The organism is Arthrobacter sp. 754, from assembly GCF_040548695.1.
Taxonomy (GTDB): domain Bacteria; phylum Actinomycetota; class Actinomycetes; order Actinomycetales; family Micrococcaceae; genus Arthrobacter.
The window spans coordinates 590,981-607,903 of record NZ_JBEPSC010000002.1 but is presented as its reverse complement, the minus strand read 5'-3'; the positions used below and the strand labels follow the sequence as shown (position 1 = coordinate 607,903).

The 16,923-nt window shown below is 66.6% G+C and carries 13 protein-coding genes; 8 read left to right on the top strand and 5 right to left on the bottom strand.

The annotated features are described in order from the left end of the window. Positions 1 to 14: 14 nt before the first annotated feature. The 4 genes from ABIA70_RS08250 to ABIA70_RS08235 all read left to right on the top strand — a co-directional run bounded on the left by ABIA70_RS08250 (position 15) and on the right by ABIA70_RS08235 (position 3,398). A complete protein-coding gene (locus ABIA70_RS08250) occupies positions 15 to 1,184 on the top strand; it encodes a uroporphyrinogen-III synthase (protein ID WP_354147099.1) in 1,170 nt (389 codons plus the stop codon). A gap of 202 nt (positions 1,185 to 1,386) precedes the next feature. Further along, the gene (locus ABIA70_RS08245; protein ID WP_354147098.1) at positions 1,387 to 2,247 is read left to right on the top strand and encodes an FAD-dependent oxidoreductase; all 861 of its coding nucleotides are present in this window, start codon (positions 1,387 to 1,389) and stop codon (positions 2,245 to 2,247) included. A gap of 100 nt (positions 2,248 to 2,347) precedes the next feature. Then, positions 2,348 to 3,073 carry a deoxyribose-phosphate aldolase gene (gene deoC / locus ABIA70_RS08240; protein ID WP_354147097.1) on the top strand — a complete coding sequence of 242 codons (726 nt, stop codon included), beginning with the start codon at positions 2,348 to 2,350 and terminating at the stop codon, positions 3,071 to 3,073. A gap of 52 nt (positions 3,074 to 3,125) precedes the next feature. Beyond that, entirely contained in the window at positions 3,126 to 3,398 is a 273-nt protein-coding gene (locus ABIA70_RS08235; RefSeq protein WP_354147096.1) for a hypothetical protein, read from the top strand. Positions 3,399 to 3,487: 89 nt separating this feature from the next. Here ABIA70_RS08235 and ABIA70_RS08230 read toward each other — a convergent pair whose 3' ends face one another. Continuing rightward, positions 3,488 to 4,309, bottom strand: coding sequence for a metal-dependent hydrolase (locus tag ABIA70_RS08230; protein WP_354147095.1), 822 nt, complete (start codon positions 4,307 to 4,309; stop codon positions 3,488 to 3,490). Between the two features lie 5 nt (positions 4,310 to 4,314). Further along, positions 4,315 to 7,995 carry a transcription-repair coupling factor gene (mfd, locus tag ABIA70_RS08225; RefSeq protein WP_354147094.1) on the bottom strand — a complete coding sequence of 1,227 codons (3,681 nt, stop codon included), beginning with the start codon at positions 7,993 to 7,995 and terminating at the stop codon, positions 4,315 to 4,317. 174 nt (positions 7,996 to 8,169) lie between these two features. Here mfd and ABIA70_RS08220 point away from each other — a divergent pair, with 174 nt between their 5' ends. The 4 genes from ABIA70_RS08220 (at position 8,170) to nhaA (ending at position 11,859) form a co-directional block, all read left to right on the top strand. Then, positions 8,170 to 9,696 (top strand): SDR family oxidoreductase, encoded by a 1,527-nt coding sequence (locus ABIA70_RS08220; RefSeq protein ID WP_354147093.1) that lies wholly within the window; start codon positions 8,170 to 8,172, stop codon positions 9,694 to 9,696. Positions 9,697 to 9,746: 50 nt separating this feature from the next. Next, positions 9,747 to 10,244 carry a DUF2505 domain-containing protein gene (locus tag ABIA70_RS08215; RefSeq protein ID WP_354147092.1) on the top strand — a complete coding sequence of 166 codons (498 nt, stop codon included), beginning with the start codon at positions 9,747 to 9,749 and terminating at the stop codon, positions 10,242 to 10,244. A 4-nt stretch (positions 10,245 to 10,248) separates the two neighbouring features. Next, on the top strand, positions 10,249 to 10,470 hold the full coding sequence (locus tag ABIA70_RS08210) for an SCO4848 family membrane protein (RefSeq protein WP_354147091.1): 222 nt from the start codon (positions 10,249 to 10,251) through the stop codon (positions 10,468 to 10,470). Positions 10,471 to 10,542: 72 nt separating this feature from the next. Further along, the gene (nhaA, locus tag ABIA70_RS08205; protein ID WP_354147090.1) at positions 10,543 to 11,859 is read left to right on the top strand and encodes a Na+/H+ antiporter NhaA; all 1,317 of its coding nucleotides are present in this window, start codon (positions 10,543 to 10,545) and stop codon (positions 11,857 to 11,859) included. Positions 11,860 to 11,930: 71 nt separating this feature from the next. Here the strand turns inward: nhaA and sufU are convergent, their stop codons facing one another. The 3 genes from sufU to ABIA70_RS08190 form a co-directional block, all read right to left on the bottom strand. Continuing rightward, positions 11,931 to 12,380, bottom strand: a complete 450-nt coding sequence (sufU, locus tag ABIA70_RS08200) for a Fe-S cluster assembly sulfur transfer protein SufU (protein WP_354147089.1) — start codon at positions 12,378 to 12,380, stop codon at positions 11,931 to 11,933. 27 nt (positions 12,381 to 12,407) lie between these two features. Next, positions 12,408 to 13,733, bottom strand: a complete 1,326-nt coding sequence (locus ABIA70_RS08195) for a SufS family cysteine desulfurase (RefSeq protein ID WP_354147088.1) — start codon at positions 13,731 to 13,733, stop codon at positions 12,408 to 12,410. Between the two features lie 522 nt (positions 13,734 to 14,255). Next, entirely contained in the window at positions 14,256 to 16,913 is a 2,658-nt protein-coding gene (locus ABIA70_RS08190; protein ID WP_354147342.1) for a LuxR C-terminal-related transcriptional regulator, read from the bottom strand. Positions 16,914 to 16,923: the final 10 nt, after the last annotated feature.

Sequence of the window (16,923 nt, the reverse complement as noted above, 5' to 3'; positions counted from 1 at the left end):
AAGGATTGACCCCCATGAACGCACTCGCACCGACCGAAGCTCCCGGGGCTGCCCCGTCCCAGACTGAGGAAGCGTCCGGACGGGATACCGCGGATTCGCCGCTTGAGGGTTTCCGCATCGGCGTCACCTCGCACCGGCGCTCCCAGGACCTGATCGAGGCCCTGGAACGCCGCGGTGCCGAGGTGCTGCACGCCCCTGCCCTGAAGATCGCACCAGTTCAGGAGGACATCCGCCTCATCGAGGACACCAAGGCTGTTATCGCCGCCAAACCGGACCTCTGCATCGCCACCACCGCCTACGGCATGCGCCGCTGGTGTGAAGCGGCGGACTCCTTCGGGATCGGTGAGCAGCTGCTGGAAACCCTCGGAAACTGCCGGATGTTCGTCCGCGGGCCCAAAGCCCGTGGTGCCGTACGCGCGGCAGGCCTTGCCGACGTCGGGATCAGCAGCGACGAAACCACCGCGACGCTGGTGGACATGCTGCTGGCCGAGGGTGTGCGGGGCAAGACCGTTGTGGTGCAGCTTCACGGCTACACGGATGTCCGTCAGCTTGAACGCCTGCGGATGTCCGGCGCCACCGTCCTGACAGTTACCCCTTACCGCTGGGTGAAGCCCGACGGCGAGGACCGGCTTCCCCGCCTCATCGAAGCGGCCTGCAGCGGCAACCTGGACGTCCTGACCTTTACCAGCGCCCCAGCAGTGGACGCGATGTGGAGCACAGCGCACGAGATGGGTGTCTACAAGCAGCTCATCGAGAGCCTGCAGACCACGGTCACCACAGCCGTCGTCGGCCCGGTGACAGCCCAGCCGCTGCTCGACGCCGGCGTGACCCCGCTGATCCCTGAGCGATTCCGGATGGGGGCACTGATCCGGCTGGTCTGCGAGCACCTGGCCCTGAACCACGTGCGGCGGCTGGACACCCGGTCCGGCAACATCGAGCTCCGCGGTCGCAGCCTGCGCATCGACGGCCAGCCAGTTGAGCTGGCACCTGCTCCCCTGCTGCTGCTGCGTGCGCTGCTGGGGGCCGGCGGTGCTGTGCTGTCCCGCGAATCGCTGTCCGAACTCCTGGAACTGCGCGGCTCGGTCCACGCCCTGGACATGACCGTCAGCCGGCTCCGCTCGTCCCTGCCGGACGGACGGCTGGTGGAGACCGTGGTCAAGCGCGGTTACCGCCTCCGCGTCTAGTCCTCCCGCCCCCCGTTTCGTTTCCGTTTAAGGCGTGAATGAGACGGGGGTCACCGGATGTGTTACCGGCCGGTAAACATTGGCGAACGGGCCCCGGAAGAGCAGCAATGACGGGGAAACACAACCGAAAAAGCCGGGGCCTACGCTGGGTCCATCATGAAGTTCCGGCCGTTGACGCGGCCGCCAGCGAAAGGGCCAGCACATGTCCGCTCCGGCACCGTCCACCTCATTCTCCTCCGCACAGCGCATCGTCATCGCGGGCGCCGGCCCTGCCGCCCAGGCGTTGGTCAGGCAGCTTAGCGGTGCCAGGTTCAGCGGCACTGCGACCGTTCTCAGCAACCGTGACGACGCACCCGAGGAACTCCTGGAACTGGCCCTGCTCCCCCAGGTTTCGGTCCGCTTCGGCCAGCCGGCCAGCCACATCGACGCCGAGGCCCGCACCGTCGCCACCGCCGATGGCATGGAATTCGCGTATGACCAACTGGTCATCGCCACCGGATCCGCACCGCTGGACGCGCCCGTTGAGGGGTCCGGCCACTGCCTGAGCTACTCCACGATTGACGACGCCGCCCGCATCGGCGAGGCCGTCATGGACATCACCAAGGGGCTGGGCCGGCGGCCGCTGGGAATCCTGGTGGGCACCGGCGCTGCGGCCGGGCAGGCCGAAGCGGTACTCCGTGCCCGCGGCGTCCGTCCCATCCGGACCACGGTCCGCCCCGCCGCCGTTGTTCCGGCGTCGTCCGGATCCGTGCTGGGCTCGTCCGGGGTCATCTTTGCCGACGGCAGCAGCATGAACGGGGACCTCGTGGTGCTTGCCGAGGAACGCGTCTCGCGGGACGGCCTGGCGGCCAGCGCAGGCCTGCAGACTGCGGCCAACGGCGGCATCGTCATCAGCCGGGACTTCCGGACGTCGGTGCCGGGGATCTGGGCCATCGGGGACGCTGCAGCGTTCGACGGCGTCCGGCTGGGCCTGCTGGTGGCAGCGGCATCAGCCGCGGGGGTCTGCGCCACCCAGCTCATGACCTCAGCCCCCGCCGGTACGGCCCTCAAGCTGGCCGCCTGAGCCACCCAGACCGGTGCCGGCGCTGTGGCAAGATGGTCACCTGAACAGCCACCGACATCGTGGCACCGGCGGCCCACAAGGCCACATGGAAAGGACCATCATGAGCAACGAAGCCACTCCTGTGAACCACCCCGGAGCGGGCACGGACTCAGCGCCGGGCAACATCGCTTCCTACATCGACCACACCCTGCTGAAGCCGGAAGCGGGCGAAGCGGACATCCTGAAAGTGTGCTCCGAGGCAGCCGAATACAGCTTCAAGTCAGTCTGCGTAAACCCGGCCTGGGTCAAGACAGTGAAAACCGCCCTTCGGGGTTCCGGTGTGCTGACCTGCTCAGTTGTGGGCTTCCCCCTGGGCGCCACCCCCACCGACGTCAAAACCTTCGAAGCCCGCGGCGCGGTCCTGGACGGCGCGGATGAAGTGGACATGGTCATCAATATTGCTGCTGCCCGGGCAAACGACAAGGGCGCGCTCGTGGAGGACATCTCCGCCGTCGCCGAGGCCGTCCACGCGAGCGGGGCCATCCTGAAGGTCATCATCGAAACCGTCTTCCTCAGTGATGACCAGAAGGTCCTTGCCTGCCAGGCGGCCGTCGAGGCGGGGGCGGACTTCGTCAAGACCTCAACCGGGTTCAACGGCGGCGGGGCCACCGCCGAAGACATCGCCCTGATGAGGCGCACTGTGGGTCCTGACCTAGGCGTCAAGGCCTCCGGCGGGGTGCGGTCGCTCGCCGACGCTCAGGCTATGATTGCTGCAGGTGCAACACGTATTGGTGCCAGCTCCGGCATTGCCATCGTCAAGGGTGAACAGGGTTCATCCGCCTACTGACAGCGCAGCCGGGCTTCCACAGGTAAAGCCCCACGGGGCCAAGGAGGAACGCATGTCCAGCAAGATCACCGGCCAGGCAAACACGGGCAAATCCGGCAGTGCCCGGGCGGGCACCATCCAGACCCCGCAGAACGAGAACAGCCTCGTCACCAGCATCGCCCTTTTTGTGGTCATGATTGCCCTGTTCCTGGGCTCCGTCTACTCGCTGTCGTGGCTGACGCTGGACAACTACTGGCCCATGGCCATCTGCCTTGGGCTGTTCGCCCTGGCCTTCTGGATTCCGATGACCGTGCTGGGCCGCTCCGACTCAGCCGGCGAGCACTGAGAACACTCTGAACCTTTGATGGCTGGGGCTCCGGATCATTCCGGGGCCCCGGCCCTTTTCGTGGTCCTGCAGCCTCTTAGGGGCATGCCTCAGCCCGCGCCAAAAAGCCTGCTGACCACGCTGCTGCCCAGCGCCATGGCAGTGGGGAAATGCGCCTTTGCCAGGGCCCAGGCCGCGACGCACATCCCCACCATGGCGTAGGCGCTGACCGGGATCAGCACCAGCCACTCCCGCTTGGACCCCGCCCTGCCCAGCAGCGGGACGGAGAAGGCGCCGTTGGCCCGCCAGATGTCGTTGAGGACCGGCAGTTTGCGGAGGAACCTGGGCGGCCTGATGACGATGGGCCAGAGGAGCGGGACCCCTCCGGTGGTGATCATGTCCCCGACGATGTGCACCACCACCCCGATCAGCATGGACACGGGCAGCCACGTCCACTGCTCCGGCGCGTACCAGGTCACCAGCCCTGCCATCACCAGCCCGAAGATCCAGTTGGTGAGGAACCCGGACTTCGGAAACAGTTTCAAGGCTTTGGCCGCGATGTTGATCAGGAACATGCACAGCACGCCAGCGCCCACGGACAGCAGCCCCCACTGCGTCTGCAGCTGGATCTGGCCGGCCAGGGTGGCCAGCAGCACGAAGAACGCCGCACCGAGCACCGAGTGGGTACCTTGCCGGTGCCCGCCGCTGGCGTTTTCGATGCCGACGGCGATGACGTTGGACAGCGGGGGCAGCGACCGGGCCACAGTGCTGTGCCGGTGGTCCCAGTCGCACACCAGCGCCGTGCCCGCCGTCGCCATGCCCCCGATGACGATTCCGGCGGCGTCCAGCGGGTACCAGCCCAGGGTGTACGGCCCGGTTGAGGCAACAGCGACCCACGCCGCGGCGCCCGACGCGGCGTGGTGTCCTCCCATCAAGGTCAGTTCCCCGAAGGTGAGGCAGCAACCGCCACGTCAGCGAAGATATTGCTGATGACGCCGTTGGCCCATTCCAGGATTTCGGCGTCCTGCAGGTCCCTGCCACCGACCCTTGCCGTTTTCGGCTTGGGGATCAGCACCGCGTCCAAAGCAGGCTTGGACTGGGACCCGGGGTACATCCGGGTCAGCCGCATGAGTTTGGACTCGGGCAGTTGGGCGGGCGAGAACTTGATGAAGTTGCCCTGGAGCGCGACGTCGGACAGGCCGGCTTCGCGGGCACCCACCCGGAAGCGGGCCACGGCAATGAGGTTCTGCACCGGCAGGGGCGGCTCGCCGTAGCGGTCCACCAGTTCGGCAAGGACCTCCTCGATGGCCTCGTACGTCACCGCTGATGCGAGCTTGCGGTACGCCTCCAGGCGCAGCCGCTCCCCCGGCACGTAGTCGTGCGGCAGGTGGGCGTTCACGGGCAGTTCGATCTTCATCTCGGCGGCCTTCTCCTCGGCATCGCCGCGGTAGTCAGCCACCGCCTCACCCACCAGGCGGATGTAGAGGTCAAACCCGACGCCCTGGATATGGCCGGACTGCTCGCCGCCGAGCAAGTTGCCCGCGCCGCGGATTTCGAGGTCCTTCATGGCCAGCTGCATGCCCGCGCCCAGCTCGTTGTGGGTTGCCACTGCCTTGAGCCGCTCCAGCGCCACCTCGCCCAGGGGCTTCTCCGAGGGGTACAGGAAGTACGCGTAGGCCCGTTCGCGGCCGCGGCCCACGCGTCCGCGCAGCTGGTGCAACTGGGAGAGCCCGTATTTGTCGGCGCCATCAACGATCAGGGTGTTGGCGTTGGAGATGTCCAGGCCTGTCTCGATGATGGTGGTGCACACCAGCACGTCGAACCGCTTTTCCCAGAAGTCCACGATGATCTGTTCAAGCCGGCTTTCGGACATCTGCCCGTGGGCCACCTCCACCCTGGCCTCCGGAACGAGTTCGCGGACTTTGGCGGCCGTCCGTTCGATCGTCGACACACGGTTGTGGACCAGGAAGACCTGCCCCTCGCGCATGAGTTCGCGCCGGATCGCCGCCGAGGTCTGCTTGTCCGTGTACGGCCCAACATAGGTCAGCACCGGGTGGCGTTCCTCCGGCGGCGTGGCCAGCGTGGAGGTTTCCCGGATGCCGGTCAGTGACATTTCGAGGGTACGCGGGATGGGCGTGGCGCTCATGGCCAGCACATCCACATTGGTGCGCATCTTCTTCAGCGCTTCCTTGTGCTCCACCCCGAAACGCTGTTCCTCGTCCACGATGACCAGGCCGAGGTCCTTGAACGCGAAGTCCTTGGACAGCAGGCGGTGGGTGCCGATGACGACGTCCACCGAGCCGCTCTTGACTCCCTCCACGGTTTCCTTGGTTTCCTTGGTCCCCTGGAACCGGGACAGCGCTTTGACCCGCAGCGGGAAGCCGGAGAAGCGCTCGGTGAAGGTCTCATAGTGCTGCTGGGCCAGCAGGGTGGTGGGCACCAGGACGGCCACCTGCTTCCCGTCCTGGACTGCCTTGAAGGCAGCACGCACGGCGATCTCGGTCTTGCCGTAGCCCACGTCACCGGACACCAGCCGGTCCATGGGGATCTCGCGCTCCATGTCCGCCTTGACCTCGTTGATGGTGGTCAGCTGGTCCGGCGTCTCCACATAGGGAAACGCCTCCTCCAGCTCCCGCTGCCACGGAGTGTCCGGGCCGAAGGCATGCCCGCGGGACGCCATCCGCGCCGAATACAGCCGGATGAGCTCGCCGGCGATCTCCTTGACCGCCTTGCGTGCCTTGGACTTTGTGCTCGCCCAGTCCGAGCCGCCCATCTTGCTCAGCGTGGGAGTGTCGCCGCCGACGTAGCGGGTGACCTGGTCCAGCTGGTCGGTAGGGACAAACAGCCTGTCCCCGGGGGCGCCGCGCTTGGAAGGGGCGTATTCCAGGACCAGGTATTCGCGCACGCCGTCGCCACCGCCGGCGACCTTGCGCTGGATCAGCTCAACAAAACGCCCGATGCCGTGCTGCTCGTGGACAACATGGTCCCCCGCCAGCAGCTGCAGCGGGTCCACGGCGTTCCGCCGCTTCGACGGCATCCGCCGCATGTCCTTGGTGGACCCTGCGGACGTCCTGCCCAGCAGGTCGGCCTCGGTCAGCAGCCCCAGTTTGAGGCCGTCCAGCACAAAACCGCGTCCGACGGCGGCAGTGGTCACCTCGATGATGCCCGCCTGGGGTTCGTGGTCGAGGCCGTCCACCCGGGCGCACGGGATGTCGGCGTCGTGGAACAGCTCGGCCAGGCGTTGCGCCGGTCCCGGGCCTTCCGTGGCCACCACGATCCGCCACTGGTCCCGGACATGCGAGCCGATGAATTCCATCATCTCGGCAACATCGCCCTGGTAGCCGCGGGGTTCCCGGGCGTGGAGGTTCAGGACGTCGATCTCCGGGAGCAATTCCTCGTCCTGCACCAGGGAGGTGATGGACCACCAGGAGACCCCGTGTCCCAGGGAGAAGCTGCGGGTCTCCGCCAGCGAACGGAAGCTGGCCGAATGCAGTGCCTCCGAGGCCTGGGATGTCAGGTCGAGCGGTGCCGTGCCGCCGTCGGACGCGGTGGACCAGGCGGCCTCCAGGAATTCCTCGTTGGTCGCTGCGAGGTCGTGGGCCCGGGTACGCACCTTTTCCGGTTCAATGACCACGGAGATCGACCCCTGGGGCAGCTGCTCCACAAACGGGACCATGGCGTCCACCAGCACCGGCGCAAGCGACTCCATGCCTTCGACCGTGATGCCGCCTGCGATCTTCTCCAGCATGTCCGCTGCTGCGGGCAGCTGCGCCTTCAGCGTGGCGGCACGGGACATCACCGACGGCGTGATGAGGATCTCGCGGCACGGCGGGGCATGCAGTTCGGTGGGGTGGTGCAGGCCGGGCGAGGACAGCGAGCGCTGGTCGGCGACGGCGAACCAGCGCATCTGGTCCACTTCGTCGCCGAAGAACTCCACCCTGATGGGGTGGTCCTCCGTGGGCGGGAAGACGTCGATGATGCCGCCGCGGACGGCGAACTCGCCACGGTGCGTGACCATGTCCACCCGGGCGTAGGCGGCGTCCGCGAGGCGGCGCACCACATCGGTGAACGGCATTTCCTGGCCCACCTTCAGCGTGACCGGAACCAGTTCGCCAAGCCCGGCCACGATCGGCTGGACCACGGCGCGCACCGGGGCGACAACCACCCGCAGGTGGCCCGCCGTCGAGGTTTCCGGGTGCGCCAGCCGGCGCAGGACCGAAAGCCGGCGGCCGACGGTGTCCGAGCGCGGCGAAAGCCGCTCGTGTGGAAGTGTCTCCCAGCTCGGGAACTCAGCGACGGCGTCTGCCGGCAGGTAGGCCCGCAGTGCTGCGGTCAGATCCTCCGCCTCGCGGCCGGTGGCGGTGACGGCGAGCACCACGGGGGCCTTCCCGCCGTCGGCTGTTCCATTTTCTTTGGCGGATTCAGAGAGCCCGTCAGCCATTTCCGCCAGCAGCACGGCGCGCAGGCCCGCCGGGGCGCTGATCTGGTAGTCCTGGCCCCTGACGTCGAACCCCCTGCCGGCCTCGGCCCGGACGCGGGCGAAGGTCCGGTCTCCGGCGAGGACGCGGCGCAGTCCGTCGAGTGACGGGCCGTGATGGGACGGGCCGGTGAGGCTCATGGCGGAAGCTCCTGTGGTGTTCATGGGGATCGCAGGCAACACGAATACCCGAAATTCGCAAGAATCCCGGGTATTCCCAGCCTACCGCGCGATGCGCCGGACTAAGCTTTCAGGACCCACGGCCGTCCGGACGCCCCTCCGCTCCGAACGACAAAGTGAGAAGAAGGAGTCAGCATGACGGGCACAACCGAGACACCACAGCACGCTGCGGCCAGAACGGTCCTGGTCACCGGGGCTACCGGCTACATCGGCGGCCGGCTCATTCCCCGGCTTCTGGAGGCCGGGCACCGCGTCAAGGTCCTGGTCCGCTCTCCGGAGAAGATCGCAGGCGTGCCGTGGCTGCAGAAGGTGGAAGTGATCCAGAGCAGCCTTGACGACGGAGAGGTGTTGCGGCAGGGGCTGGCGGGCGTCGACGTCCTGTATTACCTTGTCCACTCCATGGCCGCCGGCGCCGGTTTCGAGGCCAAGGAGAAGGCAATGGCGGAGACCGTCGCCAAAGCGGCCGCGGACGCAGGTACCTCCCGGATCGTGTACATGGGGGGCCTTCATCCCGCCAACGCCAAGCTGTCCACGCACATGCGTTCGCGTGAGGCCGTGGGTAAAGTCTTTTTGGACAGCCCGGTGGATGCGGTCGTCTTCCAGGCCGGCGTGGTGATCGGTTCCGGTTCGGCGTCCTTCGAGATGATCCGGCACCAGGCCGAGACCCTCCCCTTCATGCCGGCCCCCAGTTGGGTCCGCAACAAAATCGAGGCCATTGCCGTCCGGGACGTACTGCATTACCTCGTGGGCGCCGCGTCACTGGAAGGGCACATCAACCGCACGTTCGATATCGGCTGCCGGCAGGTCCTCACCTATGCAGGCATGATGAAGGAATACGCTGCCGAGGCAGGGCTGCCCTACCGCGTGGTGCTGGCGCTGCCCATACCCGCGCCCAAGCTTGCGGGCATGTGGGTGGCCCTGACCACGCCCATTCCGTTGTCCATGGCGCTGCCCCTCGTCCAGTCGCTGCAGGACGACGCCGTGTCCGGCGAGCACGACATCGACCAGTACATCCCCCAGCCCGAGGGCGGCCTGACCAGCTACCGTACCGCCGTCGCCCTCGCGCTGGGCAAGGAGCGGGACGGCCAGGTGGAAACCACCTGGGCCAACGCGGGCGCCGATGCCGATCCCCTGCCCAGCGATCCGGACTGGGCCGGCCACAAGGTTTACGTGGATGAGCGGTCCTTCCACGGCAACGTCGATCCCGCCCATGTGTGGACCATCATCGAGGGAATCGGTGGCCGGAACGGCTGGTACTCCCTGCCGCTGGCGTGGCAGGTGCGCGGATGGCTGGACAAGCTCACCGGCGGGGCGGGGCTCCTGCGCGGCCGCCGCCACCCCGGCAACCTGGCGGCCGGCGAAGTCGTGGACTGGTGGCGGGTGGAACGGATCGAGCGCGGGAAACTCCTGCGTTTGCGGGCCGAAATGCGGGCCCCGGGACGTGCCTGGCTGGAACTGTCGGTGGAACCGGACGGCGACGGCAGCCGGTACCGCCAGCGGGCCATTTTCTTTCCCAAGGGCCTTAGCGGCAAGCTGTACTGGCTCGCGGTACTGCCCTTCCACAGCCTCATCTTCCCGGCGATGTCCCGGAACATCACCGCAGCCGCCCAGAAACTGGCCAGCGCCGACGCCGGTTCTGAGAACCTTCCTGCCGCCCCGTAGGATGTGGGGAGCAAAAAGCGTTCCGACAATGAAGAATCACTGGAGGATTCATGGCACTGAGTGCAACCACCACCCTTCCGCACGCCGTCGACAGCGTTGCAGCTGTCCTGGTGAACGAGGACTTCCAGCGGCACACCAGTGAGCTCGTAGGCGGGACCCTTGAGTCCTTTGCGGTGACCGGTGACGTGGCCGGGGCATTCAGCACCACGTCCGTCCGCACTCTGCCCACCACGCGCCTGCCCGAAATTGCCCGCAAGTTCGTGGGTGAGAGCCTTTCCGTGACCCAGGTGGAGAACTGGGACGCCCCGTCAGCTGACGGCTCACGGCAAAGCAACATCTCGCTGAAGATCGCAGGTGCCCCGGTGGATGTCTCCGCAGTCCAGCGCCTGGTGGCCGAGGGCGGCAGCACCCGGATCGACCTCGAAGGCAACGTCACCTCTTCGGTTCCGTTCCTCGGCAGCAAGATCGCAGCCGCCGCAGAGCCCATGGTTGCCAAGGCTTTGAACCTCCAGTCACAGCAGGCCCAGGCCTGGCTCGAAAGCCACTAAGGCCGTGGAGCTCCCGCTCTTCGCCGCCTGGATCCTGATCCTGGCCGGCGTCTGGTCCCTGGTGGTGTGGCCGCAGTTCCTGAAGCGTGTGATGAAGGATCCCCGCGCCAGGGACTCTGCCGGCAAGGCCACCAGGTTCCTCACGGTCCACGTGGTGCTGGTCAGCATCTCGATGGTGCTGGGAGCCGCCACTGCGGTGATCGGAGTTATGGGCCTGCTCGGCTAAACTGGTCAAAGGTGCGCCGGGAAGTCTGGTCGGCAATGTATTTGCCGACCCCTCAGTCCACCAGGAGCCGTTATGGCCAAGCGCCCTTTCCGTCTGTTTCCGCCAGCTGCCAGAGTCCTCAGCCGCTCCAGCTACCCGGAATACCTCAGGATCTCGGAGATCCTCAGGCTCGAGACTGTGGGCGGGGCACTGCTTCTCGCTGCCACCGCCATTGCCCTCTTCTGGGCCAATTCCGCGGCAGCCGACGGGTATTTTGCCCTTCGTGACCTGAAGATCGGCTTCGAGCCCTGGCATCTCCAGCTGTCGTTGGGCCACTGGGCCTCCGACGGGCTCCTGGCCATCTTCTTCTTCATCGCCGGGCTTGAACTCAAACGCGAGTTCGTCTCCGGCGAGCTGCGGACCATGTCCAAAGCGGTGGTGCCGGTGGCTGCGGCCGTGGGCGGCGTGGCTGTTCCCGCCATCATCTATACCCTGGTCAACCTCAACCAAGGTGCTGAAAGCCTGCGGGGCTGGGCCATTCCCACGGCTACGGACATTGCCTTTGCACTGGCGGTACTTGCGGTCATCAACAGCCACCTCCCTGCAGCGCTCCGTACCTTCCTGCTCACGCTCGCCGTGGTGGATGACCTCCTGGCGATCGGCATCATCGCCTTTTTCTACTCCTCCGGCCTGCAGCCGCTCTTCCTGCTCGCTGCCCTGGTTCCGCTGGGCCTGTTCACGCTTCTCGTCCAGAAACGCATCCGCAGCTGGTATCTCCTGCTTCCGCTCGCCTTCGCTGCCTGGGCACTGGTCCATGCCTCCGGGATCCACGCCACCGTCGCGGGCGTGCTGCTCGGCTTCGCCGTGCCGGTCCTGGCATCCAGGAATCGCGGGGAAACCGGCGCCGGAATGGCGGAATCCTTTGAGCACCGCCTTCGCCCGCTGTCTGCCGGGCTCGCCGTACCGGTCTTCGCGTTCTTTTCCGCAGGGGTGGCACTCGGGGGCTTTGACGGAATCCGGTCAGCCCTGACCGATCCCGTGGCGATCGGCATCGTCGCCGCCCTGGTCATCGGCAAGACCGTTGGAGTGTTCGGCACCACCTATGTGCTGACCAAGACCACCCGGGCAAAGCTCGACGACGGACTGGCCTGGATCGACGTGGCGGGCCTTGCTCTGCTGGCCGGCGTCGGGTTCACGGTTTCGCTGCTGATTGCCGAGCTCAGCTTCGGCCCCGGCTCATCCCATGACGATCATGCGAAGGTTGCCATCCTGACGGGTTCGCTGGTTGCAGCGCTGCTGGCAACGGTGGTGCTCCGGCTGCGCAACCGGCACTACCGGATGGTGGAACAGGATGAGCGCCGCGATGCCGACGGCGACGGAATTCCGGACGTCTTCGAGCACAACGCCTAGAGCGAACAGCCTGGTTCAGGCCACTTAATCTACGCTGCCGGGCTCAGGGCGCCTGGTTTACGCCCCTTAATCTACGCCGCCTGGTTCAGGGCGTCTTCGGCGGCGACCCAGGAGATCATGGCGCACTTGACGCGTGCGGCGTAACGGGCCACGCCCTCGAAGGCGGCGGCGTCGCCCAGGATTTCGGGATCGGCGTGGATCTTGCCGCGCGAGCGGAGGACCTCACGGAAACTGTCGATGATCCCGTGCAGCTCGGCAACGCTGAGGCCCTCGGCAAGCTCGCTGAGGACCGACGCCGATGCCATGGAAATGGAGCATCCCGCCCCGTCCCAGGAAATCTGTGCCACCTTGCCGTCTTCCACTGCCACGCGGAGGGTGACTTCGTCCCCGCACACCGGGTTGAGCTGGTGCGACTGGCCCGTTGACGCGCCGGCAGGCGCCGGCGTGGCGGCCAGGCCGCTGCCGTGTCGGGACTTGGAGTGGTCAAGGATGATCTGCTGGTACAGCTGGTCAAGGCTCATGGACACATCTTTCGGTGGAGGCGCGCTCTAGACGCGGAAGTAGGAGCGGACGCCGGCCACGGCGTCGAGGAACACATCGACGTCGTCGGTGGTGTTGTAAAGATAGGCGCTGGCCCGGGTGGTGGCGGTCAGGCCGAGGCGTCGGTGCAGCGGCTGGGCGCAGTGGTGGCCCACGCGGACGGCGATGCCACGCGAATCCAGGAACTGCCCGACGTCGTGCGCGTGCACACCCTCGACGTCGAACGCTGCCAGCCCGATCCTTTCCTGTCCGGCGGCGGGGCCCAGGACGCGGATTCCCGGCAGGGCCTCCAGCCCGGCGACCATGCGCTGGCCGAGTTCAGATTCCCAGCGGTGCACGCGGTCCAGGCCGGTTTCGGTGAGGTAGTTGGCAGCGGCTGCCAGGGCAACGGCCTGGGAGATCCGCTGGGTGCCGGCCTCGAAGCGCTGGGGAGCCGGCAGGTACTCGGCACGTTCCATGGTCACGGTGGTGATCATGGATCCCCCGGTGAGGAACGGAGGCAGTGCGTCCAGGATGTCCTGTTTGCCGTACAGGACGCCGATTCCGGTGGGCCCGAGCATCTTGTGCCCCGAGAAGACTGCGAAGTCGACGTCCAGTTCCTTGACGTTGAAGGCGAGATGGGGCGCGGACTGGCAGGCGTCCAGAACCACCAGGGCACCGGCCTTCCGGCCCAGCGCCACCAGCTCCTTCACGGGGTTGATGGTTCCCAGAACGTTGGAGGCATGGGTGAACGCCAGGACTTTGGTCCTGCTGCCGATGATCTCAGCCGCGGCGTCCAGCCGCAGGGCGCCGGCGTCGTCGATGGGGATGTAGCGCAGGGTGGCGCCGGTGCGGAAGGCCAGCTCCTGCCAGGGAATCAGGTTGGCGTGATGCTCCATTTCGGTGACCACGATCTGGTCCCCCGGGCCCACGGCGAGATCCTTGAGCCGCGCGTCCCCCCTGCCCTGTGCCGACCAAAGCGAGGCGTTGGACAGCGCGTAGCTGACGAGGTTGATGCCCTCGGTGGCGTTCGACGTCCACACCGTCTCAGCGAAGTCCGCCCCGATAAAATCCGCGAGGGTCTGGCGGGCATCTTCGAAAACTTCCGTGGCTTCCACGGCGAGGTGGTGGGCACCGCGGTGCACGGCAGCGTTGCGCTGTTCGTAGAACTCCTGCTCGGCTTCGATAACACTGAGCGGGTTCTGCGATGTGGCACCGGAGTCGAGGTAGACCAGTGGCTGGCCGTTGACCTGCTGGGCCAGAACCGGGAAGTCGTTTCGGATCCTGAGGACTTCGGCGTTATCCATGGCCGGCACGGCACGTTCCAGCGTGGCGGGCGTTGATACTAAGGCCAAAGCTAACTCCTTGAGATGCCAATGGATTGACACTCAATTGTCCCACAGCACCACTGTGGCGGCGGTCCGAGGGCCAACCGCCACAGCAGCTCCGGGCTTCGACCCGCGGAAGGGAGGGCCGGCGACGGCTGGGGGGAGAGCCTCGGTCTCAGAAGACTCTGACGTCGCCGGCCCCGTCTAGGTCCGGCCCTGGGGCCGGAAGTTGTTCTCAAGACGAGACCTGGAAAGTCTGGTGGCAGTCGGACCGGCGTTTGTAGCCGTACCTTTCTGCCTCTTCCAGTTAAGCGCTTCCGGCCGCCCGGGGCACGAGTAGGAAGTACTCGACTTCTGCCCTGCACAGCTACCGGTTACGCGCGGCTGCTACGCGTATTTATGAGGGGGCGTTACTTGGCCCGCCCGTAAGGCGCCGCACCAGCGCGGAGACGCCGCATGGGCATGGAGACACCGCATGGGCATGGAGGCGCCGCGCGGGCTAGGAGATGCGGGTTTCGGGCCGGGCCTAACGCAGATCCAGCCGCAGATCTAGTGCGGAAGCGCGGTGGCCAGTTCGTCGCGGCTCCGTACACCGAGTTTCACGTAGGTACGGTACAGGTGGCCCTCCACAGTCCGTACAGACACCATCAGCCGCTGGGCGATCTCGCGGTCCGTGAGTCCCTGGACAGCGAGCTCCACGATGTCCTGTTCCCGGCGGGTGAGATGCACGGCGGGCGCAGCTGCGATGAACTGGCCCTCGCGGAACCGCTCGCCCAGTTCGTGATCGCATTTCTCCCGCAACGCCACGGCCTGGCGGGCCCGGCGGCGTTCCCCGGAATTATCAAGGACGGAGCTCGCGCGGGCGTAGGCTTCCCGGGCCAGATTCACGAATCCGGAAGCTTCAAGGGTGGCAGCGGTGTTCATGAGGGCGTCAGCATCGGCGGACTCCCAGTGGCGGGCCAGGGTGAGCATGGAATCTGCCCAGCGGCCTTCAACGTTTGCGGCGACGGACTGGACCAGGGGAATAACCGAATGATCTCCCAGGTCCCAGCACACTGCCAGAAGTTCCAGGAGCATGCCCGCCCGCGCGGACACCTCCGGTGTGGTTGCCAGGGTGTGGACTGATGCCAGACCTTTTCCGTCCCGCGACAGGTATTCCGAGGCCGCAGCGGCGTAAGCCGTTGCGAGCAGTTCCTGGTTGGTGCTGCCTGGCGGCGAATCCTTGTAGTCCAGCTCCAGGCGGCTCGCCTGGGCGGTGTCACCAAGCCTTGCCGCCACATAGAACCCCAGCGCGGAGCCGAATCGGAACATCTGCAGGGGGTCCTGAAGCCGGAGGATCTCCACGGCCGGCAACAGCATCTGGTAAGCCCGTTCAATCCTTCCTTGCCGCAACAGCGAATAGCCACGGAGAACCTGGAGATTGCCGGCGAATGCGGCGGCACTGAGCGGATCACCCGACGCGTAATTCGCCAGTTCCCGCTCCGCCGAATCCCACTCGCCCAGGGCCAGGTAGTTGGCCACGAGGCGGCCCAGGACGAACTCGTTGAAGAAGAATACTTCTCCCTGCAGGGCGGGAAGTTCGGAGGCGGCCAGCAGCGCGGCATTAAGGCCCTGGACTGCGCGGCCGCCACCGGCCAGTGAATGGGCCAGCAATGCGCTTCCCACAACCCGAAGGGCACCGTCGGTTGCGGCGCCGGAATCACGGCTGCGAAGTTCCTGCACCTCGCCGGCCAACGCCTCGTGGTTTCCCGCTTCGTCATATTCCAGCAGACAGAGCAGGTGGTCCCACCAGGGCTTGTCCGGGACGCCGGCGGCATCTTCCGGAGAATCCCGGCCGGATGCATTGCCATAGGCGCTCCGGAGCTCCTCCCTGGTTTGTGCGGCCAGGACTTCCAGCGGGGTACCGAGGGCCTGATGTGCCGACAGGCTGACCATCAGGGCCGCGGCGGCACCTTCGCCTGTCTCCAGCTGCAGCAAGCATCCGTCCGCGGTCTTTGCCGCACCTGCGTAGTCGCCGTCGTTGAACAACGCCCTCGCCTGGACCGCCTGTGCCCGGGGCAGCAGTTCCGGATCGGTCACTCTCGCCGCCATGGTCCGGCTGCTCCGGTTCCGGAAGTGGGCCAGGGCGGTTTCCGCTGACTCGAGCAGGTCGGGATCAGAAACTCTCAGCCCGCATTCAAGGGCCCATTCCACAGCCCGCAGCCTGCCTTCGGATCCCGCGGGGGAGGTTTCCAGCTGGCCCCGGATGGTTTCGAGCAGCTGCAGGCTCCTGGAAACAGAGAGACTGCCGCGAAGGGCATCGCCGAACATGGCGTTCCACATCCGGAGATCGGCCGGCGTACCGGAACTTTCGACCACCAGCTGCTGGTCCAGCAGGCCACGGACCACTTCTGCTCCGCTGATGTCCTCGATCACCTTGCGCCGGACAGGCCCGGCGAGGGCCACCAGCTTCAGTGCTTCCTGCTCCTCGGCGCTGCGGCGGAGCATGTCCTTCACCACAACGCCGGTGAGCTTGGGCCCGTCGGAAGGCAACGGCCCCAGGAGCATCCAGATCCCGTTCCGCTTTGCGAGCACTCCCCGCTCGGCTGCGTCATGGAGGAGGGCATCAAGGAGCCGCGGATTGCCACCCGAGGCACTCCAGATCGTGTCAACGGTTGCGGCCGGAACGGTGCCGTCCAGCGCGTGGGCAAGGACTTCCTCGATCTGGTCGCGGTTAAGGGGACGGAGGTCCACGCGGTCGGCGAGGCCGTCGTACCAGAGTTGGGCCATTGGCTGGGGCAGTCCGGGCCGCGGCCGGCCTGCGGCCACCACGCTGGCCCAGCCTGCGGAGATCATGTCAGCGACGATGCTCGCCGTTGCCTCATCCAGGTGGTGGGCGTCATCCATCATCAGGAGCAGCGGCGTTTCCTTGCCGCCCTTGAGCTTCTCAAAGTAACTCCACACGGACCTCAGGACAGCAACCGGAGACACCGAGTCTTCCGCGTTCAGCTCAGCAGTGTAGGGCGCCAGCACCCCGAAGGGGACGCTGGCAAGCGACGAACTGCCATGGATCTGCACGATAATCATCTCGGCGGCAAGCCGTTCGGTGATGGCTTCGGTCAGCGCTGTCTTGCCGATGCCCGGGCCCGCCATCAGGAACACGGCCTGGCTGGTGCGGCTGCGGATGATGTTGCAGATCCGGTCCAGCGGTTCACGCCGGCCGGTCAGCAGACGGTAC